The 17246-nt window shown below is 62.0% G+C and carries 11 protein-coding genes; 6 read left to right on the top strand and 5 right to left on the bottom strand.

All coding sequences use genetic code 11. The features are described from left to right. Positions 1 to 25 precede the first annotated feature (25 nt). From GR198_RS25240 to GR198_RS25225, 4 genes are all read right to left on the bottom strand, one after another. Complete coding sequence (locus tag GR198_RS25240; RefSeq protein ID WP_164069742.1) at positions 26 to 1504, bottom strand: sugar ABC transporter ATP-binding protein; 1479 nt, start codon at positions 1502 to 1504, stop codon at positions 26 to 28. Between the two features lie 323 nt (positions 1505 to 1827). After that, a protein-coding gene (gene prfB, locus GR198_RS25235) for a peptide chain release factor 2 (RefSeq protein WP_012756997.1) occupies positions 1828 to 2959 on the bottom strand; the annotation gives its coding sequence in 2 pieces (ribosomal slippage) (positions 1828 to 2889 and positions 2891 to 2959; 1131 coding nt in all). Between the two features lie 228 nt (positions 2960 to 3187). Further along, a complete protein-coding gene (locus GR198_RS25230) occupies positions 3188 to 5647 on the bottom strand; it encodes a penicillin-binding protein 1A (RefSeq protein WP_029872816.1) in 2460 nt (819 codons plus the stop codon). A gap of 375 nt (positions 5648 to 6022) precedes the next feature. Then, entirely contained in the window at positions 6023 to 7279 is a 1257-nt protein-coding gene (locus GR198_RS25225) for an N-acetylmuramoyl-L-alanine amidase (RefSeq protein WP_029872817.1), read from the bottom strand. A gap of 623 nt (positions 7280 to 7902) precedes the next feature. On the opposite strand from GR198_RS25225, the gene GR198_RS25220 reads away from it, so the two are divergent. Both GR198_RS25220 and GR198_RS25215 read left to right on the top strand, forming a co-directional pair. Further along, positions 7903 to 10773 (top strand): Rne/Rng family ribonuclease, encoded by a 2871-nt coding sequence (locus GR198_RS25220; protein WP_164069737.1) that lies wholly within the window; start codon positions 7903 to 7905, stop codon positions 10771 to 10773. 141 nt (positions 10774 to 10914) lie between these two features. Continuing rightward, positions 10915 to 11124 carry a type II toxin-antitoxin system VapB family antitoxin gene (locus GR198_RS25215; protein WP_164069741.1) on the top strand — a complete coding sequence of 70 codons (210 nt, stop codon included), beginning with the start codon at positions 10915 to 10917 and terminating at the stop codon, positions 11122 to 11124. Positions 11125 to 11191: 67 nt separating this feature from the next. Here GR198_RS25215 and GR198_RS25210 read toward each other — a convergent pair whose 3' ends face one another. Continuing rightward, on the bottom strand, positions 11192 to 12850 hold the full coding sequence (locus tag GR198_RS25210) for an acyl-CoA dehydrogenase family protein (RefSeq protein ID WP_029872820.1): 1659 nt from the start codon (positions 12848 to 12850) through the stop codon (positions 11192 to 11194). Between the two features lie 179 nt (positions 12851 to 13029). On the opposite strand from GR198_RS25210, the gene GR198_RS25205 reads away from it, so the two are divergent. The 4 genes from GR198_RS25205 to dprA all read left to right on the top strand — a co-directional run bounded on the left by GR198_RS25205 (position 13030) and on the right by dprA (position 17113). Continuing rightward, the gene (locus GR198_RS25205; protein ID WP_029872821.1) at positions 13030 to 13986 is read left to right on the top strand and encodes an aspartate carbamoyltransferase catalytic subunit; all 957 of its coding nucleotides are present in this window, start codon (positions 13030 to 13032) and stop codon (positions 13984 to 13986) included. Further along, positions 13983 to 15272 carry a dihydroorotase gene (locus GR198_RS25200; RefSeq protein WP_029872822.1) on the top strand — a complete coding sequence of 430 codons (1290 nt, stop codon included), beginning with the start codon at positions 13983 to 13985 and terminating at the stop codon, positions 15270 to 15272. Before GR198_RS25205 ends, GR198_RS25200 begins: the two co-directional genes overlap by 4 nt. A gap of 78 nt (positions 15273 to 15350) precedes the next feature. Then, the gene (gene plsY, locus GR198_RS25195) at positions 15351 to 15971 is read left to right on the top strand and encodes a glycerol-3-phosphate 1-O-acyltransferase PlsY (RefSeq protein WP_029872823.1); all 621 of its coding nucleotides are present in this window, start codon (positions 15351 to 15353) and stop codon (positions 15969 to 15971) included. After that, the gene (dprA, locus tag GR198_RS25190) at positions 15971 to 17113 is read left to right on the top strand and encodes a DNA-processing protein DprA (protein ID WP_029872824.1); all 1143 of its coding nucleotides are present in this window, start codon (positions 15971 to 15973) and stop codon (positions 17111 to 17113) included. Before plsY ends, dprA begins: the two co-directional genes overlap by 1 nt. The last annotated feature ends 133 nt before the right edge of the window (positions 17114 to 17246 follow it).

Genomic DNA, 17246 nt, shown 5'->3' with positions numbered 1-17246 from the left:
CGCCGTACGGATGACCTGATCCTGATCAGGTCGATAGGTGGACGAGTGATTGGGCATCCGTTTCCTCCCGGCTGTAAATTCCCGCGCTTCTGCCGGCGCGCATCACCATGATACGGTCCGACATGCCCAGAACTTCGTCGATCTCCGATGAGATCATCACGACCGTTCCGCCGGCCGCGGCAAAATCACAGATGATGCGGTAGATTTCTCGTTTGGCGCCGACATCGACGCCACGTGTCGGCTCATCGAGGAGCAGCACCTTCGGATTACGCAGAAACCATTTTCCGAGCACCACTTTCTGCTGATTGCCGCCTGAAAGCCCCGAGACCGGCATGGTGTCACGGGCAGCCTTGATCTGAAATTGCGCCTGTATCCGGCGGCTGGCCTCGGCCTCGCGACGGCGGCTCATGGCAAAGGAAGGGCTCATCTCCGGTAAGCTTGCCATACAGATGTTGGCACGAACGGAGTCGGAGAGATTTAGCCCCGTGAGTTTGCGATCCTCCGTCACCAGCGCCAGGCCACTTGCCATCGCATCCGCCGGCTTCGACACGGAGATGCGGGCACCGTCGACGACGATCCTGCCGTCGGAGGATTTCTCGAGGCCAAAAAGGCAATTGAAGATCTCGGTTCGCCCCGAGCCCATCAGCCCGTAGATGCCGAAGATCTCCCCCTTGCGAGCGGAGAAAGAAATGTTCTCGATCTTGTTCGGGCAACTCAGCGCCGTAACCTCGAGGCCGGTTTCGGATGTCGGCGTATTGGTCTTGACATATTCCTCGGCCAGCTCCCGGCCAACGATCATCCGGATGAGATCAGGACGGCTGATCTGCTTGAGGTCTCCGCTACCGACATAGGCGCCGTCGCGAAACACGGTATAGGAATCGGCGATCTGGAAGATTTCCGAAAGCCGGTGCGAGACATAGACGATGCCGCGTCCCTGCCCCTTCAGGCGCCGGATGGCCGCGAAGAGCTGCTGAGCCTCTTTTTCACCGATTGCCGAGGTTGGCTCATCCATGAAGATGACCTCGGCATCGTGGCTTAGTGCCTTGGCGATCTCGACGAGCTGCATCTGCGCAACGGAGAGGTTCATCATGTATTGGGTGGCACGGATATCGAATTCGAGATCGTCGAGAAGCCCTTGGGCGGAGCGGTTCATCGTCCGGAAATCGATACCGCCGAAACGTGTCGAGGGCTCGCGGCCGAGATAGATGTTTTCCGCCACCGTCATGTGCGGAACCGGGCTCAGTTCCTGCTCGATGATGGCAATGCCGGAGGCGAGCGCGTCGGCCGGACCGGCAAAGTCCACGTCCTTGCCACGACGACGGATCGAGCCGGCATCGTGATTATGGATACCCATGAGGATTTTGAGAAAGGTCGACTTGCCTGCGCCGTTACCGCCGCAAAGTGCGTGGACCGAGCCGGCGCGAAGTTCGAAGCGGCCGTCGCGCAATGCCGCGACACCACCAAAGGATTTCTTCAGCCCTTCCACATCCAGCAAAAGCTCCACCCTCTTCTCCTCCACACATGCACCGGCAACCGATTGGCGGGAGCCGATCGACATCGGTGACCTCCAGCCCCGATATCGACAATGACATTATTCGACATCGACTCGACAAATGTCAAGTCAGTGTCGAACATATAAATGCGAGGGCGGCTCAGCGGACCTTCCGCCATCGTCTCGATGAGGTGAAACGATAAGTTCTTACGCCGAACCAGAGCTATGATCGCCTCGACGATCGAGCCGCTGAAGCGGGCCGGACTGCCAGCCTTCCAAACAAAAAAAAAGCCCCGTCTCCGGGGCTTTGTTAGTTCAATCCATCGTCGATCCGATCAGTCGACATCCTCGACGACCGCGTCGGCGGCACCGCTGATCCGGTGGGCAAGGGCTGCTTCCATGAACTCGTTCAGGTCACCGTCGAGAACGTCGTCCGGCGCGCTGCTGGCGACGCCGGTGCGCAAGTCTTTGACCATCTGATAGGGCTGCAGCACATAGGAGCGGATCTGGTGGCCCCAGCCGATCTCGGTCTTGGAAGCGGCTTCGGCGCTGGCAGCGTCCTCACGCTTCTTCAATTCGGCTTCATACATGCGGGCACGCAGCATGTCCCAGGCCTTGGCGCGGTTCTTGTGCTGCGAGCGCTCCTGCTGGCACTGCACGACGATGCCCGTCGGGATATGCGTGATGCGTACGGCCGAGTCGGTGGTGTTGACGTGCTGGCCGCCAGCACCCGACGAACGATAGGTATCGATGCGGCAGTCGCTTTCGTTGATCTCGATCTGGATCGAGTCGTCGACAACCGGATAGACCCAGATCGACGAGAAGGAGGTGTGGCGACGCGCATTGCTGTCGTAGGGCGAGATGCGCACCAGGCGGTGCACGCCCGATTCCGTCTTCAGCCAGCCATAGGCATTGTGGCCCTTGACGAGCAGTGTCGCGGACTTGATGCCCGCCTCTTCGCCGTCATGGACTTCGAGAAGCTCGACCTTGAAGCGCTGGCGTTCGGCCCAGCGGGTGTACATGCGCAAAAGCATGTTCGCCCAGTCCTGGCTTTCGGTGCCGCCGGCACCCGAATGGACTTCGAGATAGGTGTCGTTGCCATCGGCTTCGCCGGAGAGCATGGCTTCCACCTGGCGGCGCGCGGCCTCGGCCTTCAAGGCCTTCAGCGTGTCTTCGGCTTCCTTGACGACGCTCTGGTCGCCCTCTTCCTCGCCAAGCTCGATCAGCTCGATATTGTCGTTCAGCTGCTGCTCGAGCTGCTTGACGCCGTTGATGCCGTCATCGAGCTGCTGGCGTTCGCGCATCAGCTTCTGCGCTTCGGAAGCGTCGTTCCAGAGGTTCGGATCCTCTGCCTTGTTGTTCAACCAATCCAGCCGTCTTATCGCCTGGTCCCAGTCAAAGATGCCTCCTCAGCAGGGTGATAGCCTGCTTGGTTTCATCGACCACGTTTTCGATTTCCGCTCGCATTTTCCTGCTTCTCTGTCTCGGTCTTCTTCAGGTGCTGGTGAGATAGCGCATTTCCGTTTTTCTCCGAGCCACGGAGATGCTCTATCTTTTTGGTTTCGCGCAATTCCCTGGGAAAGTCGCTTTGCGCTTTTCCCAGCAAAACCGCTATGTACTTTTGCTGGAATTGCTCTAGAGACGCCCGCCGCGGATGTAAAGGGCCGCGGCGGGCGTGCAAAATTCAGGCCTCGGTCAGAACAGGCCGGGCGTGCCGGTCTGGACGGCCTGGTTCGCCTGCGGCGAGGTCTTCAGGATTTCCTCCGGCGCCATGGTGCTGTCCATGCCGATCACGGAGAAGCTGTCGGCCGGGCCGGTGCCGGGCTTGAAGGCCTCGACGATGGTGTTCGGATCGCCTTCGCCCGCCGCCATGCCGGTCTTGCGGTCGATCGAAATCAGGTTCATGCCTGATGGAATGACGAACTTCGATTCCGGCGTGTCCTTGACGGCAGCCTGCATGAATTCGTTGAAAATCGGGGCGGACAAGACGCCGCCGGTGCCGCCGCGGCCGAGCGGGCCCGGCGTATCGAAGCCCATATAAAGGCCGGCGACCAGATCCGGGGTGAAGCCAACGAACCAGGCATCCTTCTCGTCATTGGTGGTGCCGGTCTTTCCGGCGACGTCGCGACCGCCCAGATCGATCTTGCCGGCAGCGGTGCCGCGCTGGATGACGCCCTGCATCATCGAGGTGATCTGGTAGGCGGTCATCGGGTCGAGAACGGTTTCGCGATTGTCGACGATATTCGGCTCTTCCTGGTTCTGCCAGTCGCCGGCGTTGCAGCCCTCGCACAGACGCTCCTCATGCTTGAAGATCGTCTTGCCGTAGCGGTCCTGGATGCGGTCGATCAATGTCGGCTTGATCTGCTTGCCGCCATTGGCGATGACCGAATAGGCCGAGACCATGCGCAGCACCGTCGTGTCGCCGGCGCCGAGCGACATGGAGAGAACCGGCAGCATGTGATCATAGATGCCGAAGCGCTCGGCATATTCGGCGACGATGTTCATGCCGAGATCGTTGGCGAGGCGCACCGTCATCAGATTGCGCGAATGCTCGATGCCCGAACGCAGCGTCGACGGGCCGCCGGATTCGCCGCCGTAGTTTTCCGGCCTCCAGACTTGGCCGCCCGAGACGATTTCGATCGGCGCGTCCATGATGACCGAAGCCGGCGTATAACCATTGTCCATCGCCGCCGCGTAGACGAAAGGCTTGAACGACGAGCCCGGCTGGCGCATCGCCTGGGTGGCGCGGTTGAATTCGGACTGGGCATAGGAGAAGCCGCCGACCATGGCGAGCACGCGGCCGGTCTTCGGGTCCATGGCGACCAGGCCACCTTGCACCTTCGGCGGCTGCTGCAGGCGATAGGAGGTCGACGCGTCGTCACCGAGCTTTGCGACATAGACAACGTCACCGGGGGACACGGCGCCGACCGGCGATTTCGTGGTCTTGCGGGCGCCGTCGGCCGAACGGAAGGCCCATTGCATGTTCTTGGCGTCGATCGTGCCGCGCTGGCGATCGGCCACAACCTTGCCGCTGCCATCCTTGGCAGGCTGCAGGCCGATGTCGACGGTGCTGTCTGACACGGCGAGTACCACGGCAAGCCGCCATTCCGGTACATCTGACAGTGCGGGAATATCGGCAAGCGCCTTGCCCCAATCACCGCTCGCATCGATCTGCTTGATCGGGCCGTGGAAACCGCGGCGCTCGTCGTAAGTGACCAGACCGTCCTGCAGCGCCTTGCGGGCAGCGATCTGCATCTGCGGATCGAGCGACGTGCGCACCGAAAGGCCGCCCTCATAGAGGACCTTTTCGCCGTACTGGTCGATCAGCTGGCGGCGCACGGCTTCGGCGAAATAATCCGAAGCAAAGAGCGAGGGGCCAGTGGTGCGGGCGGTGACGCCAAGCGGCTGCTTCTTGGCTTCGTCGCCGTCAGGCTGGCTGACATAGCCGTTCTCGACCATCCGGTCGATCACCCAGTTGCGACGCTCGAGCGCAGCTTCCGGATGGCGGAAAGGATGATAATTGGCAGGACCCTTCGGCAGCGATGCCAGATAGGCGGCTTCGGCGACGGTCAGTTCGGTGACGGATTTGTTGAAATAGGTGAGTGCTGCGCCGGCAATGCCGTACGAATTCAGACCGAAGAAGATCTCGTTCAGGTAGAGTTCGAGGATCTTGTCCTTGCTGTAGGCCTGCTCGATACGGAAGGAAAGGATCGCTTCCTTGATCTTGCGGTCGATCGTCTGGTCCGAGCTCAAAAGGAAGTTCTTGGCCACCTGCTGGGTGATTGTGGAGGCACCGACAGGGCGGCGGCCGGAACCGAAATTCTGCAGGTTGACGAGGATTGCGCGGCCGAGACCGGTCAGATCAACACCTGGGTGATTGTAGAAATTCTTGTCTTCGGCCGACAGGAAAGCGGCCTTTACGCGATCGGGAACCGCCTGGATCGGCAGGAAGAGACGCTTTTCCTTGGCATACTCGGCCATCAGAGCGCCGTTGCCGGCATGGACGCGGGTCGTCACCGGCGGCGCATAGCTGTTCAGAACGGCATAGTCCGGGAGATCCTTCGCGACATTGGCGAGATAGATGGCAATACCCGCCGCCGCGACCAGAAACAGGACGCAGGCCATTCCGAAGAAATATCCAAAAAGTCTAACCATATTTCAGCTACCGGTCTCTTCGATCTTCAATCGGCGCAGCCGCAACGATTGCACAGATCAAGGCAATTTGCACGTTGCGCGGCTTACTCTATGAGCGCTACCGCCACAAGCCGATTCCGCGCCTCAGGCTGCGAAACATAAGCCGGAGTAACGGCGCGAATGTGAGCAAAATAGGGCTGTCTGCGCCGCATTCACCGCTGCGGCCGCGTTTCATTAGAACTGTCACATCCAAGCAACGCCCGTTCCCGCCGCCAATCTGAGGTATCTTCCTCAGAATTTGATTCATGCGGCGCACTTAGATCTTTGTTTTTATGAATCTTTGTTTTTATGCGGCCGCCGCGCTGTAACCGCTACAGATTTTTAGGCGGCGCCCCGTCAGCCGCCATTCGCCATGACGGCGGCGCGGTATCGCTTGACGGCGTCGGTCAAGAGACCGGCGATCTTGCCGCGCCAGGCCTCGTCGAGCAGCAGTTTCTCGTCATCGGCATTCGAGAGGAACCCGATCTCGAGAAGGATCGACGGCACGTCGGGGGCCTGCAGCACGCGGAAGCCGGCATGACGGTGCGGATTGTTGATGGTGCCGACCTGATCCTTGAAAGAATTCAGCACGCTCTCGGCCAGCGAGATCGAGAAGGCCTGCGTCTCGCGCCGCGTCAGATCGAGCAGAATGTCTGCAACCTCCGGCGGCTCGGCAACCGTCTCCTTGCCGGCGATCTGGTCGGAAAGATTTTCACGTTCGGCAAGGTCGGCGGCGAGCTTGTCGGATGCCTTGTCGGAGATCGTGTAGACGGTCGCGCCGCGGATATCCTTCTGCTTCAGCGTATCGGCGTGCAGCGAAATGAACAGGCCGGCATGGTTCTGGCGGGCGATCAGCACACGCTGCGAAAGCGACAGGAACTCGTCGTCCTCGCGCGTCAGGAAAGCCTTGATGCCCGGCTCCTTGTTCAGCCGGTCGGTCAAGGCCTTGGCGAAGGCGAGCGTCACCTGCTTTTCCTCGGTCTTGGTGTCGACGCCGATCGCGCCGGTGTCGATGCCGCCATGGCCGGCGTCGACGGCGATGACGAAATCGCCGGGCGCGGCCTTTTGCGGTGCCGGAATGGCGCTCGTCGTCTGAGCCGCCTCGGTCCGATCGCTCCAGGATTGCGTCTTCACCAGTTCGGCAAAGGCCTTCTTGTCGATCATCTCCGCATCGAGCACGAGGCGATGGCCGTTGCCCGTCTCATCGGCCTGCACCTTGGCAAGCGCCAGCTTCACCGGCCCTGCCGTCGTCAGCACGATGCGGGCGCTCTCTTCGTCCATCTTGCCGTAGCGGATATCCTTGAACAGGCCGCGGGCGGCAAGATCCTTCGCCGGAAAACCGAAGGCGGTCGCCGGCAAGTCAACGACGATGCGTTCCGGATTGGCGATATAGTGGACGGAGAAACGCGGCTCGCGATCGAAATCGATGACGATGCGCGTCCTTGCATCGTCGCCGACGATGCGCGCGCCATAGGCAAGCAGCGGATCCCTGGCCTCGACAGAGCTGGCAGCGGCCGGCAGCAGACTAGCAGCCAGAAGCGCCGCCAGAACCCGCCTTGCGAATGTCGATCGCCGCGCTGCGGATTTCGCCGCGATCCGAGCCCTCTTAAACAATAAACCGCCACACCCTATCTGTATTGCGATGGACCCGACGCGGCTGCGGCCAACGTCCTGTGACGAAACACCCGCTGCAGCCTGCCGAATCGCGATCACTTTATCCCCAGTTTGTATGCGTTGCGAAATCCATCAATATTATGGCACATTTGGCTTTTCCCTTGCTATTGTGACACAGAAAACATACAACGAATTTCAGGGTAAAGTGTTGACGGGATAGAGTCGCCGCAAAGGCTGCCAGCCAGATCAGGACCTGGCGCCACACCGGTCATCGTCCGCCGTCTCATGCGCTTAATCCCTAGAACTGGATCCTGATTTTCCGGCTTATTGTCGGAATTCATTGGTGGATCAGCCACCACGCTCTCAGGGAGCAAACTCATCGGACCCGAACGGGTCTTCGTATTTGTCGATCACGCTTGGTTGTTGATGGTTTCGCAGCAGGTTTTATCTGAAGTGTACAGGCCCCGGACCGAAATGGTTCCGGCTGCGGTTTGGCTGCTGCCCTCCCCCTCGCATCAGGCGCGACTTTCATTATCCGGCGCGGCCACAGTGGACCGCATTCTTTCTGTTTCAACAGCAGTCGGGAATGCGCTCTCGCGGCCACGCCGAGGAGCACAGCTTACATGGCAGACAAAATGCTTATCGATGCGTCTCACGAGGAAGAGACGCGCGTCGTTGTCGTACGCGGGAACCGCATAGAAGAATTTGACTTCGAGTCCCAGCACAAGAAGCAGATCCGCGGCAACATCTATCTTGCAAAGGTAACGAGGGTCGAACCCTCGCTGCAGGCCGCCTTCGTCGATTACGGCGGCAACCGGCACGGCTTCCTGGCCTTCGCCGAAATCCATCCCGACTATTATCAGATACCGCTTGCCGACCGTCAGGCACTGCTTCGGGCCGAAGCCGAGGAGCATCGCCGCGACGAAGATGTCGAGCATGTCGAAACCGCGCCGATGGTCGATCTTTCCAAGCAGGATCAGCCGGATGTCGGCATCGTGCCGGCTGAGGCGCCGGAAACGGCTGCCGTCACGGAAGAGACCGCTGCGGTAGGGGCCGCGGCATCGCCCGAGGCCACCGAGGAAGCGCCGGCCAAGAAGGCAAGGCCGCGCCGCAGCCGCAAGAAGGTCGTAGAACCGGTTGCCGAGACGACCGCGACCGAGGACGCTGTTCCCACAGACGTCGAAGCCGAAGGCGCTTCGAGCGTCGACAATGAGGATGACGGTTCGACCGGCGGCGCGATGGCCGCGATGGTGGAAACCGACTCGATTTCCGAGGACGTCGATACCAGCAAGCGTCGCCACGATGACGACGACGACGATGACGATCACGGCGAAGAGGAAGTCATCGAATCCGTCGGCGCCGAAGACGCGATGGAAGAAGTGCCGGACCGCGTGCAGCGCAAGCCGCGCAAGCAGTACCGCATTCAGGAAGTCATCAAGCGCCGCCAGATCCTGCTCGTGCAGGTCGCCAAGGAAGAGCGCGGCAACAAGGGTGCAGCCCTTACCACCTATCTCTCGCTCGCAGGCCGCTATTCGGTTTTGATGCCGAACACGGCGCGCGGCGGCGGCATTTCCCGCAAGATCACCAATCCTGCCGACCGCAAGCGCCTGAAGGAAATCGCGCGCCTGCTCGAGGTGCCGCAGGGCATGGGCGTCATCCTTCGCACCGCCGGTGCCAACCGCACCAAGGTCGAGGTCAAGCGCGACTTCGAATATCTGATGCGTCTCTGGGAGAACGTGCGCACGCTGACGCTGGCGTCCACGGCTCCCTGCCTCGTCTATGAGGAAGGCTCGCTGATCAAGCGTTCGATCCGCGACCTCTACAACAAGGATATCAGCGAAGTCATCGTTTCCGGCGAAGAAGGCTATCGTGAAGCGAAAGACTTCATGAAGATGCTGATGCCGAGCCATGCCAAGGTGGTTCAACCCTACCGCGACATCCATCCGATCTTTTCGCGTTCCGGCATCGAGGCTCAGCTCGACCGCATGCTGCAGCCGCAGGTGACGCTGAAGTCTGGCGGCTACTTGATCATGAACCAGACCGAAGCGCTGGTCTCGATCGACGTCAACTCCGGCCGCTCGACCCGCGAACATTCGATCGAAGACACCGCGCTGCAGACGAACCTCGAGGCTGCAGACGAAGTCGCCCGCCAGCTTCGCCTTCGCGACCTTGCCGGCCTGATCGTCATCGACTTCATCGACATGGAAGAGAAGCGCAACAACCGTGCCGTCGAGAAGAAGCTGAAGGAATGCCTGAAGAACGACCGCGCCCGCATCCAGGTCGGCCGGATCTCGCATTTCGGCCTGCTCGAAATGTCGCGCCAGCGCATCCGCGCTTCGGTTCTCGAATCGACGACGCAGGTCTGCTCGCATTGCGGCGGCAGCGGCCATGTGCGTTCGCAGTCCTCCGTCGCCCTGCATGTCCTGCGCGGCATCGAGGAATATCTGCTCAAGAACACCACGCACAACATCACCGTGCGCACCACGCCTGACATCGCGCTCTACCTGCTCAACCACAAGCGCCAGACGATCGTCGATTATGAGGCCCGCTTCGGCGTCGCGATCATCATCGATGCGGACGGCTCGGTCGGTGCGCAACATTTCGCGATCGATCGCGGCGAGCCGGTGGAAAACCCGGTCAAGATCGAAACCCTCTTCAACTTCGCAGCCATTCCCGAGGATGACGACGACGACATCGTCATCGAAGTGGATGAGGAGGAAGACGAGGAACTCGAGGAAAAGCCGGTCGTTGCCGAGCGGCCCGTCGCGGCACGCGCGGAAGGCGAAGCTGACGGTAACCGCAAGCGCAAGCGCCGCAGGCGGCGCCGCGGCCGCAACGGCAATGCCGAGCAGCCGGTATCGGCAGGCGAAGCCGGCGACGAGGATGAGGACGGCGACGACGAGGGCGGCGAAGGTGATGAAAACATCGAGGCCACGCCCGAGACGCACGCCGAAAGCGAGGAATCGCAGCGCCGGAAGCGCCGCCGTCGCGGCAAGCGTGGCGGCCGTCGCAATCGCGCCGAGGATGGTTCCGAACTGACGGCTGGCGAAGCCGGTGAAGACAATGGCGGCGACGAGGACGAAGGCGACGACGTTTCGAACGACGGCGCTCCGAGCGAAGCCGTAGCGGTCGAGGCGATTGCCGAACAGGCCGACGAAGGCCAGGCCGCGATGGCAGCCGTCGAGAGCGTGCCTGTCATAACCGAAGAGGTAAAGCCCGCCCGTGCCCGCGGCCGCCGCAAACCGGCCGCAGCGCCGGTCGAGGAACCGGTTGCAGAGACGGCCCCTGCGGTCGAGGCCGAACCGGAATTGGTGGCAGCCTCCGCCGATCTCGAAACATCAGTTCAGGAAGAAGCAAAGCCGGTTCGCGCCAACCGCGAATCCAACATCTCCTCCTCCGAGCCAACGGTGAAATCCACCCGCGTCGAGAATGGCGAAGGCGATGACGGCAAGCCGAAGAAAGCCGGCTGGTGGCAGCGCCGTGGCTTCTTCTGAACGCTGATTTTCGGACGTAAACACTGAAATCCGGCCGCGGCGACGCGGCCGGATTTTCGTTTATGGTAACGGCATCGTCGCCGAGCTTGAACCGCCGTGACGTGGATGTGTATCTCTATGATGATCACATTGGGTGCGATCATGCGGACGAATATCGATATCGATGATGCCTTGCTCGACGCGGCAATGACCGCCGCGGGATTGGCGACGAAAAAGGCCACTGTCGAGCAGGCTTTGCGAAACCTAGTCGAGAAACACTGGCGGAAAAATGCGATCGCAAATCTCGCGGGGATAGGCTGGGAAGGCAACCTCGACCAGATACGTCGCGACCGGTCGGACGATACAAGATGATCGTCGTCGACAGTTCGATCCGATAGCCGAGCGTCTCGGCCTCGGGATCGCCTGACCCTGCTTGCGATCAGGCAGCCGGGGGATAGAGCAGGTCGACGATGTAGCTGGCGTCGAAGCGGGAATCGAGCATGCCGTAGGTGGAGCGCCAGCCGCCGGCAAGACGCGTCTCGATGAAGGCATCGGCAATGCGCCCTGCCCCAAGGCGATAGAGTTCGGCGGCACCGGCGGCGAGCGCCAATTGTTCGACGAGCAGGCGCGCGGCGCCCTCATCCTGTTCGCACAGCGCGATTGCGGCGCGCAGCACGTCGATCGTCTTCTTGCCGGCAGGGCCGAGATCGCGGGCAAGGCCGGCGAAGACCGTTTCGAACAGATCCTTGCCGCGGTTCAGCACGCGCAGCACGTCAAGCGCCATGACGTTGCCGGAGCCTTCCCAGATGGCATTGACGGGAGCCTCGCGGTAATGGCGGGCGATCGGGCGCTCTTCGATGTAGCCATTGCCGCCAATGCATTCCATCGCCTCGTAGATCAGCGCGGGCGCGATCTTGCAGCACCAGTATTTGGCGACCGGCGTCATGACACGGGCATAGGCCGCTTCCTCGGCATTGCCGCGCGCCTTGTCGAAGGCGTCGGCTAGACGGAAGGACAGTGCCGTCGCGGCGGCGACATCGAGCGCCATGTCGGCGAGCACGCGCGTCATGATCGGCTGGTTGACAAGCATCTTGCCGAAGACGCTGCGGCCGCGGGTGTGGTGCACGGCTTCGGCGAGCGAGGCGCGCATCATGCCTGACGAGGCCAGCGCGCAGTCGAGCCGGGTCAGCGTCACCATGTCGAGGATGGTGCGGATGCCGGCATCCGGACCACCGAGCAGGAAACCGAACGTGTCTGTAAATTCGACCTCGGAAGAGGCGTTGGAGCGGTTGCCGACCTTGTCCTTCAGCCGCTGGAATTGCAGGCCGTTGGCGGAACCATCCTCCAGAAGGCGCGGCACCAGAAAGCAGCCCATGCCCTCCTTCGTCTGCGCCAACATGATGAAGGCATCGCTCATCGGCGCCGACATGAACCATTTATGGCCGGACAGCCGGTAGATGCCCTCGCTGACCTTTTCGGCAGCGCTCCTGTTGGCGCGCACATCCGTGCCGCCCTGCTTTTCCGTCATGCCCATGCCGATGGTCACGGCGGATTTCTGCATGGCGGGCTTGTTCGACGAATCATATTTGCGTGAGAGAATTTTCGGCGCCCAGTCCTTCTGGACCGCGGGCGAAGCCGAGAGCGCCGCAACGGAGGCGCTCGTCATCGTCAGCGGGCAGAGATGGCCGGATTCCAGCTGCGACGTCAGATAAAACCGAGCGGCGCGAACCTTGTGGGCCTCGTCCTTGGCCTCGGTATCGGCCTGGGGATCCCAGACGGAGGAATGCAGGCCGACCGACATGGAGCGGCGCATCAATGCATGCCAGGCGGGATGGAATTCGACGACGTCGAGGCGTTCACCACGCGGACCGTGGGTGCGCAGCTGCGGCGCGCCCTGGTTCGCCATGCGCGCCATCTCCTGCGCCTCCGGCGAGGTGACGTAGCGGCCCATGTTTTCCAGGTCTTCGCGGATGCCGCGCGGCAGGGCTGCCGTCAGATCGACGATCAGGGGATCGGATCGATAGGCATTGATGCCGGACCACAGGCTCGGCTGGTTGAGTTCTGCGAGTTTGTCGTCAGTCCGGTTGGCGGAGGTCATAATTCGCTTCTAGTGTAAGAACCCGGCAAAGGGAAACCGGAAGTTATGATTCGGTTCATTCTGCTCTATCGGAATTCGGGCGAAAATGCATGGGGACATAAGCCTTTGCCCACAGCACATGCTTGCCCCGGCGGGCCGCACTCTTTATAGACCCGCCAGAGACAGCAAGAGGCAGGGTCATGGTCTTTTTCCCCCACCGCCACCTCATCGGCATCAAGGGCCTCACCGAGCAGGATATCACCTATCTTCTCGACAAGGCCGATGAGGCCGTCAAGATCAGCCGCCAGAGAGAAAAGAAAACGTCGACGCTGCGCGGGCTGACGCAGATCAACCTCTTCTTCGAGGCATCGACCCGCACACAGGCCTCCTTCGAGCTTGCCGGCAAGCGGCTCGGCGCCGACGTCATGAACATGTCGGTCGGCAATTCCTCTGTGAAGAAAGGCGAAACGCTGATCGACACGGCGATGACGCTGAATGCGATGCGCCCCGACGTGCTGGTGATCCGCCATTCGAGCGCCGGTGCCGCCGCCCTTCTCGCCCAGAAGGTTTCCTGCTCTGTCGTCAATGCCGGCGACGGGCAGCACGAACATCCGACCCAGGCACTGCTCGATGCGCTGACGATCCGCCGCGCCAAGGGCAAGCTGTCGCGCATCATCGTGGCGATCTGCGGCGACGTGCTGCATTCGCGGGTGGCGCGCTCCAATATCCTGCTGCTCAATGCCATGGGCGCCCGCGTGCGTGTCGTCGCGCCTGCGACCCTCCTGCCGGCCGGCATCGCCGAGATGGGCGTCGAGGTCTTTCATTCGATGCAGGAAGGGCTGAAGGACGCCGACGTCGTGATGATGCTGCGGCTGCAGCGTGAGCGCATGTCCGGCGCCTTCGTGCCTTCGGTGCGCGAATACTTTCACTTCTACGGGCTCGACGCCGAAACGCTGAAGGCGGCGAAGGAAGATGCGCTCGTCATGCATCCCGGCCCGATGAACCGCGGCGTCGAAATCGCCTCGGAAGTGGCGGACGGGCCGCAGAGCGTCATCGCCGAACAGGTGGAAATGGGGGTCGCGGTGCGCATGGCCGTCATGGAGACGCTGCTCGTCTCGCAGAACCAGGGTCCCCGAAGCGATGGAATGATGGCATGAGCAACCCGATCGTCCTCAAGAACGTCCGCATCATCGACCCGTCGCGCAATCTCGACGAGGTCGGGACGATCATTGCCGAAAACGGCGTGATTCTCGCCGCCGGCCACAAGGCGCAGAACCAGGGCGCGCCTGATGGAGCCGTCATCCGCGACTGCACGGGCCTTGTCGCGACGCCCGGCCTCGTCGATGCGCGCGTCCATGTCGGTGAACCCGGCGGCGAACACCGCGAGACGATCGCATCGGCGAGCCGGGCGGCAGCCGCCGGCGGCGTCACCTCGATCATCATGATGCCGGACACCGATCCCATCATCGACGACATCGCGCTCGTCGAATTCGTCAAGAAGACGGCGCGGGATACGGCCGCCGTCAACGTCTATCCGGCAGCAGCGATCACCAAGGGCCTTGCCGGCGAGGAGATGACGGAGATCGGCCTGTTGATGCAGGCGGGCGCCGTTGCCTTCACCGATGCCCATTCCAGCGTCCACGACACACAGGTGCTGCGCAGGATCATGACCTATGCGCGCGAATTCGGCGCCGTCATCTCCTGCGAGACGCGCGACAAATATCTCGGCGCCAACGGCGTCATGCATGAGGGGCTTTTCGCCAGCTGGCTCGGGCTTTCCGGCATTCCAAAAGAAGCCGAGCTCATCCCGCTCGAACGCGATCTGAGGATCGCACAGCTGACGCGCGGCCGTTATCACGCCGCGATGATCTCAGTGCCGGAATCGGTCGAGGCGATCGAGCGTGCCCGCAGCCGCGGCGCCAAGGTGACTTGCGGCATCTCGATCAACAATCTGGCGCTCAACGAAAACGACATCGGTGAATACCGCACCTTCTTCAAGCTCTATCCGCCGCTGCGCCCGGAAGATGACCGCGTAGCGATGGCCGACGCCGTTGCGAGCGGCGCGATCGACATCATCGTCTCCTCGCACGACCCGCAGGACGTTGATACCAAGCGCCTGCCCTTCGGCGAGGCAGAGGATGGCGCCATCGGTCTCGAAACCATGCTGGCGGCAGCGCTCAGGCTTCACCATGGCGGCCAGGTGAGCCTGATGCGGCTGATCGACGCCATGTCGACCCGCCCTGCTCAGATTTTCGGCCTGAATGCCGGCACGCTGAAGCCGGGCGCTGCGGCCGATATCGCGCTGATCGATCTCGATGAGCCTTGGCTTGTCGCCAAAGACATGCTTCTCTCCCGCTCGAAGAATACGCCGTTCGAGGATGCGCGCTTCAGTGGGCGGGCGGTCGCGACATACGTCTCGGGAAAGCTTGTCCACGCAATTTAGAACCGACACGATCGCCGTCCATCCCCCAGCGGGAGAAGGCTGACTCGAGGATAGGCCACGGAGAGGCTGAGGGGGCATATGTTATCCAATCTCATGTCATGGCAGATCACGCTGCCGATCGCGCTTGCCGCCGCCATTATCGGTTATCTCTTCGGCTCGATCCCGTTCGGCCTGATCCTCACGCGCGCCGCCGGCCTCGGCGACGTGCGCAGCATCGGCTCCGGCAATATCGGCGCGACCAATGTGCTGAGAACGGGAAACCGGACGCTCGCCGCGGCGACGCTGCTGCTCGATGCGCTGAAAGCATCGGCCGCGGCCTGGGTCGTCGGCTATTTCCTCGGTGAGGAGGCCGCGATCATCGCCGGCTTCTTCGCCTTTATCGGCCATCTCCTCCCGGTGTGGATCGGCTTCAAAGGCGGCAAGGGTGTCGCCACCTATATCGGCACCCTGCTCGGCGTCGCGCCGATTATGGTCGTACTCTTCGCCGCCGTCTGGCTGGCAGTCGCCTTCACCACCCGCTACTCCTCGCTTTCGGCGCTGGTTGCCATGCTTGTCATTCCAGTTGCGCTGTGGATATTGGGCAACGAAAAGGTTGCGGCTGTCATGGCGATCATGACCCTCATCTCCTACTGGAAGCACAAGGCGAATATTTCGCGGCTGATGGGCGGGACGGAAAGCAAGATCGGGGCGAAGGGATAATGGATGCGCTGAACGCCGAACCAAAAGGCGTCGTGCTGACCGAGCGGCAAAGAATTGCCTGGCTGCGCCTCATCCGTTCCGACAATATCGGCCCTGCCACCTTTCGCGACCTCATCAATCATTTCGGCTCGGCCGAGGCAGCACTTGCCGCACTGCCGGAGCTTTCGGCGCGCGGCGGCGCCACGCGGGCAATCCGCATCGCCAGCGAGGCCGAGGCGCATCGGGAACTGGAGGCGGCACGTCGCTTCGGCGCCCGCTTCGTCGGCATCGGTGAGCCGGACTATCCGCAAGCACTGAAGCAGATCGACGGTGCACCGCCGCTTCTGGCCGTCAAGGGCGCGCTTGCCGCTGCCAAACGACCGGCCGTCGGCATCGTCGGCTCGCGCAACGCCTCGATCGCGGGCGCGAAATTCGCGGCGATGGTGGCGCGCGACTGTGGCCGGGCGGGTTACACCGTGGTCTCCGGCCTGGCGCGCGGCATCGACACCGCTGCCCACCGGGCAAGTCTCGACACGGGCACGATCGCAGCACTCGCCGGCGGCCTCGACCAACCCTACCCGCCGGAGAATATCGGCCTGCTCGAAGAGATAACCGGTGGCAATGGCCTTGCGGTGAGCGAGATGCCCTTCGGCTGGGAACCCCGCGCCCGCGACTTCCCACGCCGAAACCGGCTGATCGCCGGCATCGGGCTCGGCCTCGTCGTCATTGAAGCGGCGACGCGTTCGGGCTCGTTGATCACGGCGCGGCTTGCCGGCGAGTTCGGCCGTCTGGTGTTTGCCGTGCCCGGCTCGCCGCTCGATCCGCGCTGCCATGGCACCAACGGCCTGCTGAAGGACGGTGCTTCGATCGTCACCGCACCCGACGATGTCGTCGAGGCCCTGGCGCCGCTTGCGCAATTCGACCTGTTCCCGTCATCGATGGCGGAGGAACCGGCACCTGACGGCAAGGCAATGTCGGTGCCACCAGGCGATTCCGATCGAAACCGCATCATCGATGCGCTCGGGCCGACGCCGGTCGAGATCGACGACGTCATCCGCCATACCGGCCTGTCGGCATCCGCGGTCTATCTCATCCTTCTGGAACTCGATATATCAGGCAGGCTGCACCGGCATCAGGGTGGCCTCGTCTCGCTTTCCGATTGAACTTGGATACACATCAGGCAGCGGCTTTGCGAATTGCCGAACCCTGGGTCGAAAACCTTCGGCAGCCTATCTTTAATTGTATTTTCTCAATACTCTCCCTTTGGCTGCAGCAGACACAAGAGGTAAAATTGTA

The organism is Rhizobium leguminosarum, assembly GCF_010668065.1.
Classification (GTDB): Bacteria; Pseudomonadota; Alphaproteobacteria; order Rhizobiales; family Rhizobiaceae; genus Rhizobium; species Rhizobium leguminosarum_S.
This window is presented reverse-complemented; position numbering and strand designations above follow the sequence as displayed.